This is a genomic window from Streptomyces halobius, assembly GCF_023277745.1.
Lineage (GTDB): Bacteria > Actinomycetota > Actinomycetes > Streptomycetales > Streptomycetaceae > Streptomyces > Streptomyces halobius.
In genome coordinates this window covers 2743574-2757520 of the sequence record NZ_CP086322.1, presented here as the reverse complement: position 1 = coordinate 2757520, position 13947 = coordinate 2743574, and the positions used below count along the sequence as shown (strand labels likewise).

Annotated in this window: 13 protein-coding genes and 1 pseudogene; 10 read left to right on the top strand and 4 right to left on the bottom strand. The window is 69.4% G+C overall.

Going from position 1 to position 13947, the window contains the following annotated elements; translation table 11 throughout:
- Nucleotides 1–91 precede the first annotated feature (91 nt).
- Nucleotides 92–961, bottom strand: a complete 870-nt coding sequence (locus K9S39_RS12715) for a PaaX family transcriptional regulator (RefSeq protein WP_248863452.1) — start codon at nucleotides 959–961, stop codon at nucleotides 92–94.
- A gap of 4 nt (nucleotides 962–965) precedes the next feature.
- Nucleotides 966–2573, bottom strand: a complete 1608-nt coding sequence (locus K9S39_RS12710) for an AMP-binding protein (RefSeq protein ID WP_248863451.1) — start codon at nucleotides 2571–2573, stop codon at nucleotides 966–968.
- A 303-nt stretch (nucleotides 2574–2876) separates the two neighbouring features.
- Here K9S39_RS12710 and K9S39_RS12705 point away from each other — a divergent pair, with 303 nt between their 5' ends.
- A complete protein-coding gene (locus K9S39_RS12705; protein WP_248863450.1) occupies nucleotides 2877–4127 on the top strand; it encodes an acyl-CoA dehydrogenase family protein in 1251 nt (416 codons plus the stop codon).
- A gap of 42 nt (nucleotides 4128–4169) precedes the next feature.
- Nucleotides 4170–4643, top strand: a complete 474-nt coding sequence (locus K9S39_RS12700) for a hypothetical protein (protein WP_248863449.1) — start codon at nucleotides 4170–4172, stop codon at nucleotides 4641–4643.
- 21 nt (nucleotides 4644–4664) lie between these two features.
- On the opposite strand, the gene K9S39_RS12695 is transcribed toward K9S39_RS12700, so the two are convergent.
- On the bottom strand, nucleotides 4665–4925 hold the full coding sequence (locus tag K9S39_RS12695) for a hypothetical protein (protein ID WP_248863448.1): 261 nt from the start codon (nucleotides 4923–4925) through the stop codon (nucleotides 4665–4667).
- Nucleotides 4926–4928: 3 nt separating this feature from the next.
- On the opposite strand from K9S39_RS12695, the gene K9S39_RS12690 reads away from it, so the two are divergent.
- Nucleotides 4929–6206, top strand: coding sequence for an ALF repeat-containing protein (locus K9S39_RS12690; RefSeq protein WP_248863447.1), 1278 nt, complete (start codon nucleotides 4929–4931; stop codon nucleotides 6204–6206).
- A complete protein-coding gene (locus tag K9S39_RS12685) occupies nucleotides 6203–6679 on the top strand; it encodes a site-specific integrase (protein ID WP_248863446.1) in 477 nt (158 codons plus the stop codon). The genes K9S39_RS12690 and K9S39_RS12685 overlap by 4 nt, the downstream gene beginning before the upstream one ends.
- Before the next feature lie 142 nt (nucleotides 6680–6821).
- Here K9S39_RS12685 and K9S39_RS12680 read toward each other — a convergent pair whose 3' ends face one another.
- The gene (locus tag K9S39_RS12680) at nucleotides 6822–8351 is read right to left on the bottom strand and encodes a helix-turn-helix domain-containing protein (RefSeq protein ID WP_248863445.1); all 1530 of its coding nucleotides are present in this window, start codon (nucleotides 8349–8351) and stop codon (nucleotides 6822–6824) included.
- Nucleotides 8352–9191: 840 nt separating this feature from the next.
- Between K9S39_RS12680 and K9S39_RS12675 the strand changes: the two genes are divergently transcribed.
- From K9S39_RS12675 to K9S39_RS12650, 6 genes and pseudogenes are all read left to right on the top strand, one after another.
- Nucleotides 9192–9452 carry a hypothetical protein gene (locus tag K9S39_RS12675; RefSeq protein ID WP_248869238.1) on the top strand — a complete coding sequence of 87 codons (261 nt, stop codon included), beginning with the start codon at nucleotides 9192–9194 and terminating at the stop codon, nucleotides 9450–9452.
- A gap of 403 nt (nucleotides 9453–9855) precedes the next feature.
- On the top strand, nucleotides 9856–10671 hold the full coding sequence (locus tag K9S39_RS12670; RefSeq protein ID WP_248863444.1) for a S16 family serine protease: 816 nt from the start codon (nucleotides 9856–9858) through the stop codon (nucleotides 10669–10671).
- Nucleotides 10672–10997: 326 nt separating this feature from the next.
- Nucleotides 10998–11177 (top strand): annotated as a pseudogene (locus tag K9S39_RS43000) (hypothetical protein); the annotation flags it as partial.
- Between the two features lie 73 nt (nucleotides 11178–11250).
- Nucleotides 11251–11739 carry a hypothetical protein gene (locus tag K9S39_RS42995; protein ID WP_406707917.1) on the top strand — a complete coding sequence of 163 codons (489 nt, stop codon included), beginning with the start codon at nucleotides 11251–11253 and terminating at the stop codon, nucleotides 11737–11739.
- Complete coding sequence (locus K9S39_RS12655) at nucleotides 11723–12211, top strand: hypothetical protein (protein WP_248863443.1); 489 nt, start codon at nucleotides 11723–11725, stop codon at nucleotides 12209–12211. The genes K9S39_RS42995 and K9S39_RS12655 overlap by 17 nt, the downstream gene beginning before the upstream one ends.
- A gap of 357 nt (nucleotides 12212–12568) precedes the next feature.
- On the top strand, nucleotides 12569–13654 hold the full coding sequence (locus K9S39_RS12650) for a DDE-type integrase/transposase/recombinase (RefSeq protein ID WP_248863442.1): 1086 nt from the start codon (nucleotides 12569–12571) through the stop codon (nucleotides 13652–13654).
- The last annotated feature ends 293 nt before the right edge of the window (nucleotides 13655–13947 follow it).

The following is a 13947-nucleotide window of genomic DNA, read 5'->3' as shown; positions in this document are numbered from 1 at the left end:
CCTGCTGGCGGGAAACTTGCCCGGACCCTCCGTCGGCGGGAATACCTCCCCGTCCCGCCGCGTTGGGACCTGCAAGGGGCCCACGCACCCCTTAGGGGATCTGGTCGACTATCCCCCAAGCGGCGCCCTCCCGCACATAACGGCCCCCCGCCGCCCGCAGTTTGGTGTGCAGCCGGCCGAACACCTCCGCCGCCCGGCCGCCCGGCCAGTCCTCCGGGAGGAGCGCGGAGGGCAGACCGGGATCGGCGTACGGGAGGCGACGCCAGGCGTCCAGCGCCAGGAGATAGTCGCGGTAGGCCGCCTCGGGGGGGACCACGCGGCGTCGGGACCACTTCTCCAGGACCGGTTCGTGGTCCGCCAGGAAGGCGCGGTGCTGCGCGGCGAGGGCGTCCAGGTCCCACCATCGCGCCACTGCCCGCGCGGTGGATTCGAAGCCCGCGTGCGCCCCGGTGAACAGATCCACGTACGGGGCCAGTTGAAGCCGCTCCAGGGTGTGCCGGGTCTCCTCGTGGAGGTGCGCCGGTGCGATCCACACGCCGGGCGCGGCGGTGCCGAAGCCCAGCCGTGCCAGCCGGGAGCGCAGCAGATGGCGCTTGTGCCGCTCCTCCTCCGGGATGGAGAAGACGGCCAGCACCCAGCCGTCGGACAGCCGGGCGGCCGGGCGCCCGTAGATCCGCCGGTCGCCGTCCGCCAGCAACTGGCGGGCGGCTTCGGAGAGTCCGTACGCGGCGGCCCCGGTGGCCGTGCGCTCCGGGACGAGCAGCCCGCGGCGCTTGAGCCGGGAGACGGCTGAGCGCACCGACGGCGGATCCACCCCGAGCACGCCGAGCAGCCGGATCAGAGCGGCGACCGGCACCGGACCGGCGCTGTTGGCCGGCTCTTCCGGTGTGCCGCGCCCGTAGGCGCCGTAGAACGTGACGATCAGGGACCGTGGAGTGCGCTGCGTTTGCTGGTCGGTCACCGGGTCACTGTAGATCGACTTCACGCAGCCGGAAGCGCTGGAGCTTGCCGGTCGGGGTGCGTGGAAGAGACGTGTGGAAGACGAATTCGCGCGGGCATTTGTAAGGCGCGATCCGGGTTTTGGTGAAGGCGCGGAGCGCGGCGACGGTGTCATCCCGACGTGGGACACCCGCCCGCAGCACCACGTGTGCGACGACCACCTGCCCGCGTTCCTCGTCGGCCCGTCCGACCACCGCGGCCTCGCGAATGTCGGGGTGCCGCAGCAGCGCCTCCTCGACCTCCGGGCCCGCGATGTTGTACCCAGCCGAGATGATCATATCGTCCGCGCGGGCGACATAGCGGAAGTAGCCGTCGGGCTCCCGGATGTAGGTGTCCCCGGTGATGTTCCAGCCGTTCCGCACATACTCCGACTGCCGGGGATCGGCGAGATAGCGGCAGCCGGTCGGGCCGCGCACCGCGAGCAGCCCCGGCTCGCCGTCCGGCAGCGGTGCCCCGTCCGTGTCCACCACCCGCGCCTGGTAACCCGGCACCGGCAGCCCGGTCGTGCCCGGCCGGACCGCGTCGTCGGCGGCGGAGATGAAGATGTGCAGCAGTTCCGTCGCGCCGATGCCGTTGATGAGGCGCAGGCCCGTCGCGTCGTACCAGGACTGCCAGGTCGCGGCGGGCAGATTCTCGCCGGCCGAAACGCATCGGCGCAGCGAGGAGATATCGTGCCCGGCGAGTTCGGGCAGCATCGCGCGGTAGGCGGTCGGCGCGGTGAACAGCACCGATATGCGGTGTGCCGCGATATCGCCGAGCAGCCGCTTGGGCCCGCCCCAATCGGCGAGCAGGGCCGAAGCGCCGGCCCGCAGCGGGAAGATGACCAGGCCGCCGAGGCCGAAGGTGAAGCCGAGCGGTGGGCTGCCGGCGAACACGTCGTCCGGGGACGGGCGCAGCACCCGCGCCGAGAAGGTGTCGGCGACGGCGAGCACATCGCGGTGGAAGTGCAGACAGCCCTTGGGGCGGCCGGTGGTGCCCGAGGTGAAGGCGATCAGCGCGACATCGTCCGCGGCGGTGGCGACGGAGGGGTACGGCGTGGCGCCGGGCCGCGCGAGCTGCCGCAGATCGTCCGGGGCGTCCCCGCCGTATGTGGTGATCCGTAGCCCCGGGACCTCGGCCTCGGCCAGGTCGTCGACGGAGCGGGCGTCGCACAGCGCGTACCGCACCTGGGCGATCTCGCAGATCGTGGCGAGCTCGTGCGGGCGCTGGGCGGCCAGCACCGTCACCGCGACGGCGCCCGCCTTCATCACCGCGAGCCAACAGGCGGCCAGCCAGGGTGTGGTGGGGCCGCGCAGCAGGACGCGATTGCCGGGGCGTACGCCCAGCCGGCCGCTGAGCGCATGGGCGATGGCGTCGACCCGGTCGCGCAGTTGCCCGTACGTCCATACCGTGCCGGTGGCGTCACGTACCGCGGGCCGGTCCGGACCCAGCCGTGCGATGGTGCCGTCCAGCAGTTCCGTACCGCAATTGAGCCGATCGGGGTAGCCCAGATCGGTGAGATGCGGCCACTGCTCGGGAGGGGGCAGCCGGTCGCGCGCGAAGGTGTCGGCATGGGCCGAAGTCCGTAGCTCCATGGCGGATGCGCCCCCTTGCGCCGAGGTGACCGACGGGCGGCCGGGGAAGGGATGGGGGACTGTGCGGGCCGGTACGGGAACCGGGCGGAGGGTGCTGGAGGACTGTGCAGGGGCTGCTCGGGGACTGCCCACGGTTCTCTGCGGGGGCTGGCCGGGGGCTGCTCGACTGCCGCCCGGAGACTGCTCGACTGCCGCCGGGGACTGCCGTGCGGATCCGTCGTCAGCGTAACGTGTTCATGACGGCAGTCAACAGACCGCGATAGAAGACAGAGGACCATCGCAGCGCTACCGGAGGAGCTGCTCGTGACCGCATTCGCGCTGGGACCCGAAGAGCAGGAGTGGTGCGCGGAGTTGCGTGCGCTGACGGCCGAGCGGCTGCGCCCACTGGCGGAGAAGGGTGAACCGGGCCGGGTCAACCGCCCGTTGGTCGCCGCGCTGGGCGAACTGGGCCTGCTGCGCCGCCTGTTCCCCGCCGAAGGATCCCTGCGCGCCCTGGACCTCTGCCTGTTGCGGGAGTCCCTCGCCCAGGAGTGCACGGAGGCGGAGACCGCACTGGCCCTCCAGGGGCTGGGCGCCTACCCGGTCGTGCAGTCCGGGACCCCGGACCAGCGCGCCCGTTGGCTACCGGAGGTGGCTGCCGGGCGCGCGGTCGCGGCCTTCGCGCTGAGCGAGCCGGGCGCGGGCTCGGACGCCGCGGCGCTGTCCCTGACCGCCGCACCCGACGGGCCCGGCAGCTGGCGGCTGACCGGCGAGAAGTGCTGGATCTCCAACGTCCCCGAGGCCGATTTCGCCACCGTATTCGCCCGCACCGGGGGCGCGGGCGCCCGTGGCGTCACGGCCTTCCTGGTGCCCGCCGACCGGCCGGGACTGACCGGCGCACACCTGGAGATGCTCAGTCCGCACCCCATCGGAACGCTGGAGTTCGACGGGACGCCGGTGACCAGCGCGGATGTGCTCGGCGCGGTCGACGGCGGTTTCGGCGTCGCGATGCGCACGCTGAACCTCTTCCGGCCGAGCGTCGGCGCGTTCGCGGTGGGCATGGCGCAGGCCGCGCTGGACGCGGCGGTGGCGCACGCGGGCGCGCGCACCGCGTTCGGCGGTCCGCTCAAGGACCTGCAGTCCGTCGGCCACCAGCTCGCGGAGATGGCCACCCGGGTCGAGTCCGCCCGGCTGCTGGTGTACGCGGCCGCGTCGGCGTACGACACGGCGGCCCCGGACATCGCCCGTCGCTCGGCCATGGCCAAGCTGCTGGCGACCGAGACCGCCCAGTACATCGTCGACGCGGCCGTCCAGATCCATGGCGCCCGCGCGCTGCGCCGTGGCCACCTCCTGGAGCACCTCTACCGCGAGGTGCGTGCGCCGCGCATCTATGAGGGCGCCACCGAGGTACAGCGGTCGATCATCGCGAAGGAGCTGTACCGGGGGGCCGCGCATCCCTCCGGCGGAGAAGCCGGTTCCGGAGACGCCGGTTCGGAGAGGAGGGTTCCGGAGAGGCCGGTTCCGGGCGGGCCGGTTCCCGGTCGGCCGGTTCCGGAGGGGTCCGCTGACGACTGACGCCGCCTCAGCGGTTCGTCTCTGCACTGCGTCGACGGGCGCATGCACATCAGCGAGGCCAACACCGGCGCCGGCGACCTGCACGCCCGCTCGGTGTCGCTGAGCCCCCGGTGCGCCACCGACGGTGTCGTCGCACACGGCGACGGCGAGCGGTACCGAGCGGTGTCGATCACCGGGACCTGGACCGGGCTGGAGTCCTACCTCGGCAATCCCGGTGTGGGCGCTCTACCGGCCACCGGACCGGAGAACGTCGCGCGCGAGCGGTATCTGGGACGGTCCACCGCGTTGCGCCCGGTGGCCGGTCCGCTGGAGGAGATCTTCCTGCACCGGCGCTCGTCCCCGGGGCGCCTGCTGTTCATGGAATCGCGGCTCGTGGCGGCGCCGGCCGCACTGATCGACGGAGGCGCGGCGTCATCGGCCCAGTCCGCTGCCGCGGCCCGCGGCGACCGACGCTTGCCGGGCCAAGGCGGCACGCGCGGCCGCGGAGAAGGCACGGGACGTCGCGAAGGGCGCTGAGAAGGCGGCGGACGCGGCCGATCAGGCCAGCATCGCCTCCGACCAGGCCGCCGAGGCCAGCCAATGGGCGGGCCAGGCAGGCGGCAAGGCCAACGAGGCGAAGGCGGCGGCCCAGACGAAGAGGCTCGCCGGCCAGGCCACGCGGGCGGCCAACGCCGCCCAGGCCAATGCCAACCAGGCCGCGGCGGCCGCACGCCGCTCGCGGGACGCCGCCAGGGACGCCGCGAAGCACGCCAGGGCAGCGGCCAAGGCGGCGGACAAGGCCGCCGCCGAAGCAGGCAAGGCGTGGATGCCGCCAAGGCATCCAGCGATGCGGCGAACGCCGCCACCAAGGCCGCCGACGACACACAGAAGGCCGTCAACAGCGCCAAGTCCGTCGTGACGCTGGCCCGCAAGGTCGACGCCGAGCGTCTGGCCGAGCAGGAAGAGGAGAACATCCTCGCGGCCGAGGAGGCCAAGAAGGCCGAGGACTCCCGGGTCGCCGTCGCCGAATGGGAAGCGGGCCGGATTCAGCAGCTCAACGCCGAGGCACGGACGCTCTGGAAGGACGCCACCGCGGCGACGGACCCCAAGGCCAAGGTGGCCAAGGGCAAGCAGCTTGCGGTCAGCCTCCTCGCCACCGGTGGGACCTGGGTTCGCACTGCGGCCGAGGCCACGCTGGCGGGAACCGACGAAGGTGTGTCCGAGTTCGTAGACACCCGGCTGGGTCTCGCCCTGGAGCAGGACGACCGCGCCAGCGTGGCCCACATCGCCGCCACCGCCGACAAGCCGGCCCAGCAGCAGGCTGCCGTGGACGCGCTCGGCCAGCCGATCGACAAGGTCCGGGAGTTCCTGCGGACCCGTGCCTACCCGGGCAAGGAATCCGACGACCGTGTCGCGGTCGCGCAGATCATGGCCAAGGGCGGACCCGGCGTAAAGGAGGCCGCCAACAAGGCACTTGACGGAACCTCGGCCGACCTCCAGGAGTTCATGGAAACGGGTCAATACAAGGCCCAGGAAGCCGACGACCGCGTCACGGCCGCCCAGATCATGTCCACGGGCGGCCCCGAGGTCGAGGCGGCCACACAGGCGGCTCTGTCCGGCCCGGCGTCGTGGCTGCGGTCCTTCCTCGCATACGGGCAGTACAAGGCGCAGCAGCGCGATGCCAACGCCGCCGCCCACATCGCCGAGATCGATGCGCCCCTGGCGGGCGCGGACAAGTCGGCGGCCCTCGCGCACAAGGACGCCGCCGAGGCCCAGAAGGCTGCCGCGCACGCCCGCGACAAGGCGAAGGAAGCCGTCAAGTGGGCCAACGCGGCAAAGGCATCCGCTGAGCGGGCGGCCAAGGACGCCCAGCGTGCCGACAAGGCCGCCGACCGGGCGGCAAAGTCCGCCGATCAGGCCGCCAAATCCGCCAGGACGGCCCGCAGCGCCGCCGCGTCCGCCCAGCAGGACGCTCGGGGTACCGGGCCGGGTTCTCCGCCGAGGCCGCGGGCAAGGACGCTGTCGCGGCGGCCAAGGCGGAAACGGAGGCGCTGGTCTCCGCGGCGGACAAGCTGGTCGCCGAACTGCAGGACCAGATGAAGAAGGAGATCCGCGAAGCCAGCAAGCCGATGTCGGACGACGAACTTCGTGCAGCCGTGGAGAAGCGGTTCACCGAGTACCGGCGCGGGCTATTCAAAAGCGGAGACATCAAGGACCTCAAGCCCGGCGAAATGATCCTCGTGTGCGGTGGCGACGGCGCCGGTGGAATGGGCTGCACCACAAGCACCACCCTCGACCGGATGATCGCCTGGTACATCGGCTTGGACGAGATCGAGGCATGTGCCCGTACGAAGTCCCCGAAGTGCCTCAAGGACCTCGCGCTCAACGCCCTCAAGGTGAAGTGGCTGCGCCACTTCTACGCCTCCGAGGAACTGGAGGCTGGCGAATCGATCGTCTCCCTGGCACGCTGGCTGGGGCACTCCGACCCCGGGTCCACGCTGCGGAAGTACTCCCACTTCCTGCCCCGCGCGGGCGCACGGGGTAGCGCTGCCATCGACGCGATCTTCGCGTAGCCGCGGCCGGTCGGCAGAGCCTGTGGAGCGCGGCCTGTAGCCCGCTGCGGGCCCAAAGTCCCAGAGAAGTCCCAGAGATGCCGCCGCACTCCTTCCTGACCCGCTTCATCGCAGGCCAGATGAGGTGCGGCGGCCTGCCCGGTCAGATGTCGCGGAAGATCTCGATCTGCGCGCCGATCGAGTTGAGCCGTTCCGCCAGGTCCTCGTAACCCCGGTTGATGACATAGACATTGCGCAGGACGGACGTGCCCTCCGCGGCCATCATGGCGAGCAGGACGACCACGGCCGGCCGCAGGGCCGGGGGGCACATCATTTCCGAGGAGCGCCAGCGGGTCGGGCCGTCGACCAGCACCCGGTGCGGGTCGAGCAGCTTGACCTGGGCGCCCAGCCGGTTCAGATCGGTCAGATAGATCGCGCGGTTGTCGTAGACCCAGTCGTGGATGAGGGTCTGGCCCTGGGCGCTGGAGGCGATGGCCGCGAAGAAGGGGACGTTGTCGATATTGAGGCCCGGGAACGGCATCGGGTGGATCTTGTCCAGGGGGGCCTGGAGCTTGGAGGGGCGGACCGTCAGATCGATCAGCCGGGTGCGGCCGTTGTCCGCGGCGTACTCCGGGCTGCGCTCATGGTCCAGGCCCATCTCGTCCAGGACCGCCAGCTCGATCTCCAGGAATTCCACCGGCACCCGACGGATCGTCAGCTCCGATTCGGTGACAACCGCCGCCGCCAGCAGGCTCATCGCCTCGACCGGGTCCTCGGAGGGCGCGTAGTCCACATCGCGGTCGATGTGCGCGACGCCGTGGACGGTGAGCGTGGTCGTGCCGACGCCCTCGACCCGGACGCCCAACTCCTCCAGGAAGAAGCAGAGATCTTGGACCATGTAGTTGGAGGAGGCGTTGCGGATGACCGTGACGCCGTCGTGCCGGGCCGCGGCGAGCAGCGCGTTCTCGGTGACGGTGTCGCCGCGCTCGGTCAGGACGATCGCGCGCTTGGGGGCGACGTCGCGGTCGACCTCGGCGATGTAGGTGCCGTCGGTCGCGGTGATCTCCAGACCGAAGTGCCGCAGCGCCGTCATATGCGGTGTCACGGTCCGGGTGCCGAGGTCGCAACCACCCGCGTACGGCAGCTTGAAGTGGTCCATCCGGTGCAGCAGCGGGCCGAGGAACATGATGACGCTACGGGTGCGGCGGGCCGCCTCGGTGTCCATCGTGTCGAGGTTGAGCTCGGCCGGCGTGATGATCTCAAGGTCGTTGCCGTCGTTGATCCACCGGGTGCGGACGCCGATGCTGCCCAGCACTTCGAGGATCCGGTAGACCTCCTCGATACGGGCCACCCGGCGCAGAGTTGTCCGGCCCGCGTTGAGGAGCGTGGCACAAAGCAGCGCGACGCAGGCGTTCTTGCTCGTCTTCACATCGATGCTGCCGGACAGCCGACGGCCACCGACCACCCGCAGATGCATCGGGCCGGCATAGCCGAGCGAGATGATCTCGCTATCGAGGGCCTCTCCGATACGCGCGATCATCTCAAGACTGATGTTCTGATTCCCGCGCTCGATACGGTTCACCGCACTCTGACTGGTGCCGAGCGCCTCCGCGAGCTGACTCTGTGTCCAGCCTCGATGCTGTCGCGCGTCCCGGATGAGCCTGCCGATGCGTACCAGGTAGTCGTCTGCCATGGCTCGACCGTATCTCAGATATGAGATGGATGCGCGATTTGCTGGTTCCTCTATGGTTCTACTGGCATACGAGTAAACGGGGGTTGGCCATGAAGGCCGCCCCACGTCTCCCCCCGCTATCGATGCGTCCCTTGCATCCCTTGCGTCCCCGAATGGCGGTATTTCCGTTCCTGGCGGCGCTCGTCGCCCTCGCCGGCGTTCTCAACCAGGTGGCGGGCCAACTGCCCGACCCTCTTGCCACGCACTTCGGCCCCGATGGACGGCGCGACGGCCATTCCTCCATTCGGGGCTTTCTGACAGCGAGTCTCCTCGTGCTGGTGCCTCGCCGTGGGCAGCGGGGTGCTCACCCGGCTCCGCCGCACGGCCCGGCGACACGCTGGGTGATCAGCACCAGCACGAGGAGACTCGCCGTCGTGCTCGGCCTCCCGGTCTGTCCGACGCTGCCCGGCAACGCCCGGGCCGGGACCGCGGAGGCCGTCCCACCTCCCCTGTGGTGGTGGCGGTGGCGCTCGGGGTGGCCGTGCCGGCCGGCGGGCCGGACCCGCTTACGTCGGGCAAGGCGACCGCACATCGGCCGCGTCGGCCGGCGGCCCGCCACGGCTCGTCCTGGCTGACGGCGAGTCGGCCCGCTGGTCGCACACCGTGAGCTCACCGCTGCCGGCACGCTTGAGCGTGCCGATGCCGGGTGCCGGGCTGGTCTTCGGCTTCCTCACCGAGTGGTTGACCGCGGGGAGCCTGCCGGCCGCCGCGGGGTCATCATCGCGGTGTCCTCGGTACGGGCAACCGTGGACCGGTGTGATCTGGGGCTTGCGTCGACGCTGCTGCACATCCGTTTCCGACGTGTCCCGTTCGATCGAGTGGTGCGGGCGTGAGCCGGCCGGCCCCGATAGCCGGCGAATTCGGCGGCTGGGGACCGCGTCCGTCCCCCGTCCCGATCGCAGCGGCCTGCTGCTCCGTTCGGCCGAGGGGCTGGTGCTGCGGCTGGTCGGCGGCCGGGAGTCCGTGGTGGCGGTTGATGACGCGGCGACCGGTGCCGCGCGGTTCAACGCCTACCCGGACCGTGTGTGCGCGGCTACCAGCGCCTCAAAAAGGAGGGGCTGATCGAACTCCGGCGCGGGCGCGGCGCGGTGGTCACCGGCGCCGCGTCCCCCGGCCGTGCCTGCCTCGCGAAGCCGCCGAACGGCCGATCGCGGAGGCCCGCAAGCTGGGGCTCTCCGATGAGGAGATCGTGGGGGTGGTACGGACGGGGCTGACGGGACGCTGAGGAAGTGGGGAGGGGGAGGGAGCAGGGGGCGGCGATCGGACGGGGCTGGGGCGGGGCGCTGAGCGGCAGGTACGGGGTTCGTGATCGGCACGGGTTCGGTGAGCGGCACCGGTTCGGTGAGCGGCACGCGCTCGCGGCGGCCGGTGCCGCCATTGTCGGTCGCCGGGGGTACGGCCGCCGCGGGGTCTCCGAGAGGGACGGGCCTGCGGGCCCTTCGCGCACGCCCGTTAGATTGACGGCGTGATCACTCGCCCCTCCCGTGACGGAGCACCCGCCCGACCTCGCTCCCGTGCCCGTGCCCTCGCGCTCAGCGCCGTACCGCCCGCGGCACTGCTGGCCGTCGCGGGGCTCGCGCCGCTGCCCTACGCCGTCGCGCGGCCCGGCCAGACCACGGATGTCCTGGGTGCGCACCGCGGCGCCGAGGTCATCTCCATCAGCGGTGCCCCGGTGCGCAAGACCAGCGGCCAACTGCGGATGGCGACGATCCTGGCGACCGCGCCGCGTGCCGAGAACCGCCTGGGTGATGTGATCGACGGCTGGTTCCGTACCGACCGTGCCGTGATGCCGAAGGACACCGTCTTTCCGTCCGGATTGACCGACGCGGAGATCGCGAAGCACAACCGCGCGGACATGACGTCGTCGCAGGACGCCGCGACGGCGGCCGCGCTCGGGTATCTGAAGAAGGACCCGGACCAGGTGAAGGTGAAACTGAAGCTCAGCGATGTGGGCGGGCCGAGCGCCGGACTGCTCTTCTCCCTCGGCATCGTCGACAAACTGGACGGCGACGGCAACGGCGGCGATCTCACCGGCGGTCGCAAGATCGCTGGTACGGGCACCATCGACGCGGACGGGACGGTGGGCCCCGTCGGCGGGGTGGCGCTGAAGTCGCAGGCGGCCAAGCGCGACGCGGCGAGCGTCTTCCTCGTACCGAAGGCCGACTGCTCGAACGCGCGGTCCGCCCCCGACGGTCTGCGGCTGATACCCGTCACCACCCTCAAGGACGCGGTCCAGTCCCTGCGCGCACTGGCGAAGGGCGGCGAGGTGCCGAGCTGCTGACCCGGCTGGACGGCGTCCGCCTCGCTGAGCGGGTCGAGCATCCGGTAGGCCACCGCCCGAAGGCGCGGGCGGTTCTCCTCGAACCGCTCCGCCGGCCATTCCCGTTCGTTCCGGGCGTCCACCGGTCCACCGGTCCACCGGTCCACCTCCGTCACGGACCGTCATAACCATGACGAGGGAAACCCGGCCGAGGTGACGCCAGCGACGACAGTGACGGCAAGTGGAAGCTCGCCAAGAAGGCTACAGAGGGCGTCGAGGACATCGTCAAGGGCACGCGGATCGCCAAAAAGTGCTTCCAATGCTTCCTGGCCGGCACCAAAGTGCTCATGGCGGACCACTCGACCAAGAACATCGAGTCCGTCAAGGCCGGCGATCAGGCTGTCGCCACAAACCCCATCAGCGGGAAAACCGCGGGGCGCAAGGTCACCCAACTCATCGTCACCGAACACGACAAGCACTTCAACGACCTCACCCTCGCCACCCGGCAGGGCAACGAGCGACTCACCGCCACACACGAGCACCCCTTCTGGTCTCCATCCCAAAAGGCATGGGTCAAAAGCAGCCGATCTCAAGGTCGGCATGACCCTGCGAACCGTCGACGGCAGCACCGTCGCCATCCAGACAAACCGCCCTTACACCGAAAACGCACGCACCTACAACCTCACCGTCGACGGCCTGCACACGTACTATGTGATGGCGGGCGAGACCCCGGTTCTCGTTCACAACAGCAACTGCAAGGTCAAGATCGGCAAGCTGGGCGCCAAGGACATCGGCAAAAAGGGAGTCCACCTGCATGCCAGCAACGGAGCTGAAGTCGCACTGTGGCCAGGCAAAGACGGCTTCGCTCTGCGGCTGATCTACCGAAAGGATGCGGGGAAGTTCGACGCGGCATCCGCTGAAGTGCAGGAGGCGCTTCTGGACCGCGCCTTCAGAAAGAAGCTGTACGAGCAGATGAGCACCGCCTTCGATAGTTGGCGGAGTAGCCCTGACCCCCTCATTCGCAATGAGTCGATCGAGCTTCACCGGATGCTCAAGTACCTGGAGAAGACGGATGGATTCAGCCGCTGAACAGAGAGACGAGTGGGGCGGAAATCTACTGACAGTGAACGCTACCGCACTCAGCAGCTCGACAACAGCAGAAGATCTGCGGGCGCTTCTCGGGGAACCTTCGGACATCCATGTTGATGGCCGGTTCCGCAGCCTGGAGTACTGGCCCGACATCTTCGGCTTCCTCTTGGTCGCCACGTGGCACGGTCAGAGATTCCTATCCCTCGAAGCGAACTATCAAGAGCGCGAAAGCGGGACGCGAACCATGCCCCCGCTTGTGGAATGGCTAGTGCGCACACCAGCCACGCTCCCCGAATGTCGCACACAGCTCAGGAAGTACGGCGTGCCGGTGGAAGAAACCCCACCGGACGACGAGGGATGGGTGCTACTCGACGTTCAATCGCAAGGGAAAGAGGATCCCGAGATCCAGTTCAAGTTCGATGATGGCCACTTGTACTCGATCTATCTATCCTGGGTTCTAACCGAAGGGTGATCGATAGTAAACCACTAGGAGGATCATTCCACGGGGGTGTCAGCAAATCTACTGACACCCCCGTGGCATGGGATTTGTAAGGGATCACGAAGCCCCGTCAGGTGAGTCCTGACGGGGCTTCTGCTGCTGGGGGTGCTGCACATCACTACGGCCTGGGTCGAGGTCGGACCGGATCGCCTAGTGAACAAGTACAAAAGGCCGAGGTATAGATGACAAGTGAACCTTTGAGCGAATTTGAGGCGTATTTGCAGGCCCTATCCCGCGCTGTTGAACCGGTCGGAGTACGTCGACCTGCCGCCCGCGCAGGTGTGGGCGCGTGAGCTGGACGCGGGGAACTACTGGTGCTCGGAGCGGACGATGTACCGGATCCTGTCCGCCGCCGGGCACAACGGCGAACGCCGCCGCCAGGCCACTCACCCCGCCAGGGCAATCCCCGAACTGGTGGCGACCGGCCCGTCGCAGGTGTTCACCTGGGACATCACCAAGCTGCCCGGTCCGGACAAGGGCATCTGGTACCACGCCTACGTCATCATCGACATCTTCAGCCGCTACATCGTCGGCCACACCGTCGAGCGGGCCGAAACGGCTGAGCGGGCCGAGGAGTTGATCCGCGCGACCGTCGAGCGCAACGGCATCGTGCCCGAAACGGTGCACGCGGACCGCGGCACCTCGATGACCAGCAAGAAGGTCTCCCAACTGCTGATCGACCTCGGCATCGCCAGGAGTCACTCGCGCCCCAGGGTCAGCAACGACAATCCGTACTCGGAAAGCCAGTTCAGGACCACGAAGTACGCCGCCGACTACCCGGAACGGTTCGATTCGCTGACCCATGCCCGGGAGTGGATGGACGCCTTCATCACCTACTACAACCACGAGCACAGGCACTCCGGGATCGGCCTGCACACCCCCGCCTCGATCCACTTCGGCACTGCGAAGGAGGTCCGAGACCAACGGGCTGCCGCTCTCGCCGAGGCATACGAGCGTCACCCCGAACGCTTCGCCCGCCGACCGAAGCCCCCCAGATACCCGGCCACGTCTGGATCAACGACCCAACGAAACGTAGGGAACCCGAACCACAAGGCTCATAGCACCGCGAACGTCTCATTTGACTTGACAACTACCGGCCCCTCACGAAGGTTTGAGAATCGAGGCTGCTGCCACACGCCTCACCGCCCCGCCAGCTCTGCGGGGATGATGGAGGGCCGGGCGCTCCGCGCATGGTGTGCGGGTGCGCAAGTCGGCCAGGATGTTTGCCGAGCTGGTGCAGCGACACTGGTCGTTGCTGCACCAGCTCCGGTTGGAGGTGGCGTGTGGCCAAGTCTTCGCTGGGGCGCCTGCGGCGCATTAACCTCGTGCCTGCACGAGGGCTGTCGTCCAAGGTGTGATCAAAAACAAGAGGAGTGGCTCCTGCACTGCAACGATCGGGCTTGTCGAAGGTCCTGATCGTCGCGTAGGAAGAAGCACTCCTCAGGCAATGGTCTGCCGAACTGCCGGCTCCTGACCGAGACCACGGCCGCGACCGTCCTCGCCTTCACCGCGATGGCCACCGCCCGCCGATCAGCCGCGTTGTGCCTGTTCGCAGACCTTCTCGGCAACGTCTCCGAGCACCGGCCCATACATGTGCGTGCTGGAGTCCGGCCGTCACCGGAGCTGACCCGGTCCTCTCGCCGCATGGCCTCCGCTCTGCCGGATGGCGGAGCGTGTCGGGAGGAACGAGAAGTGCGGGGCGGGATGCG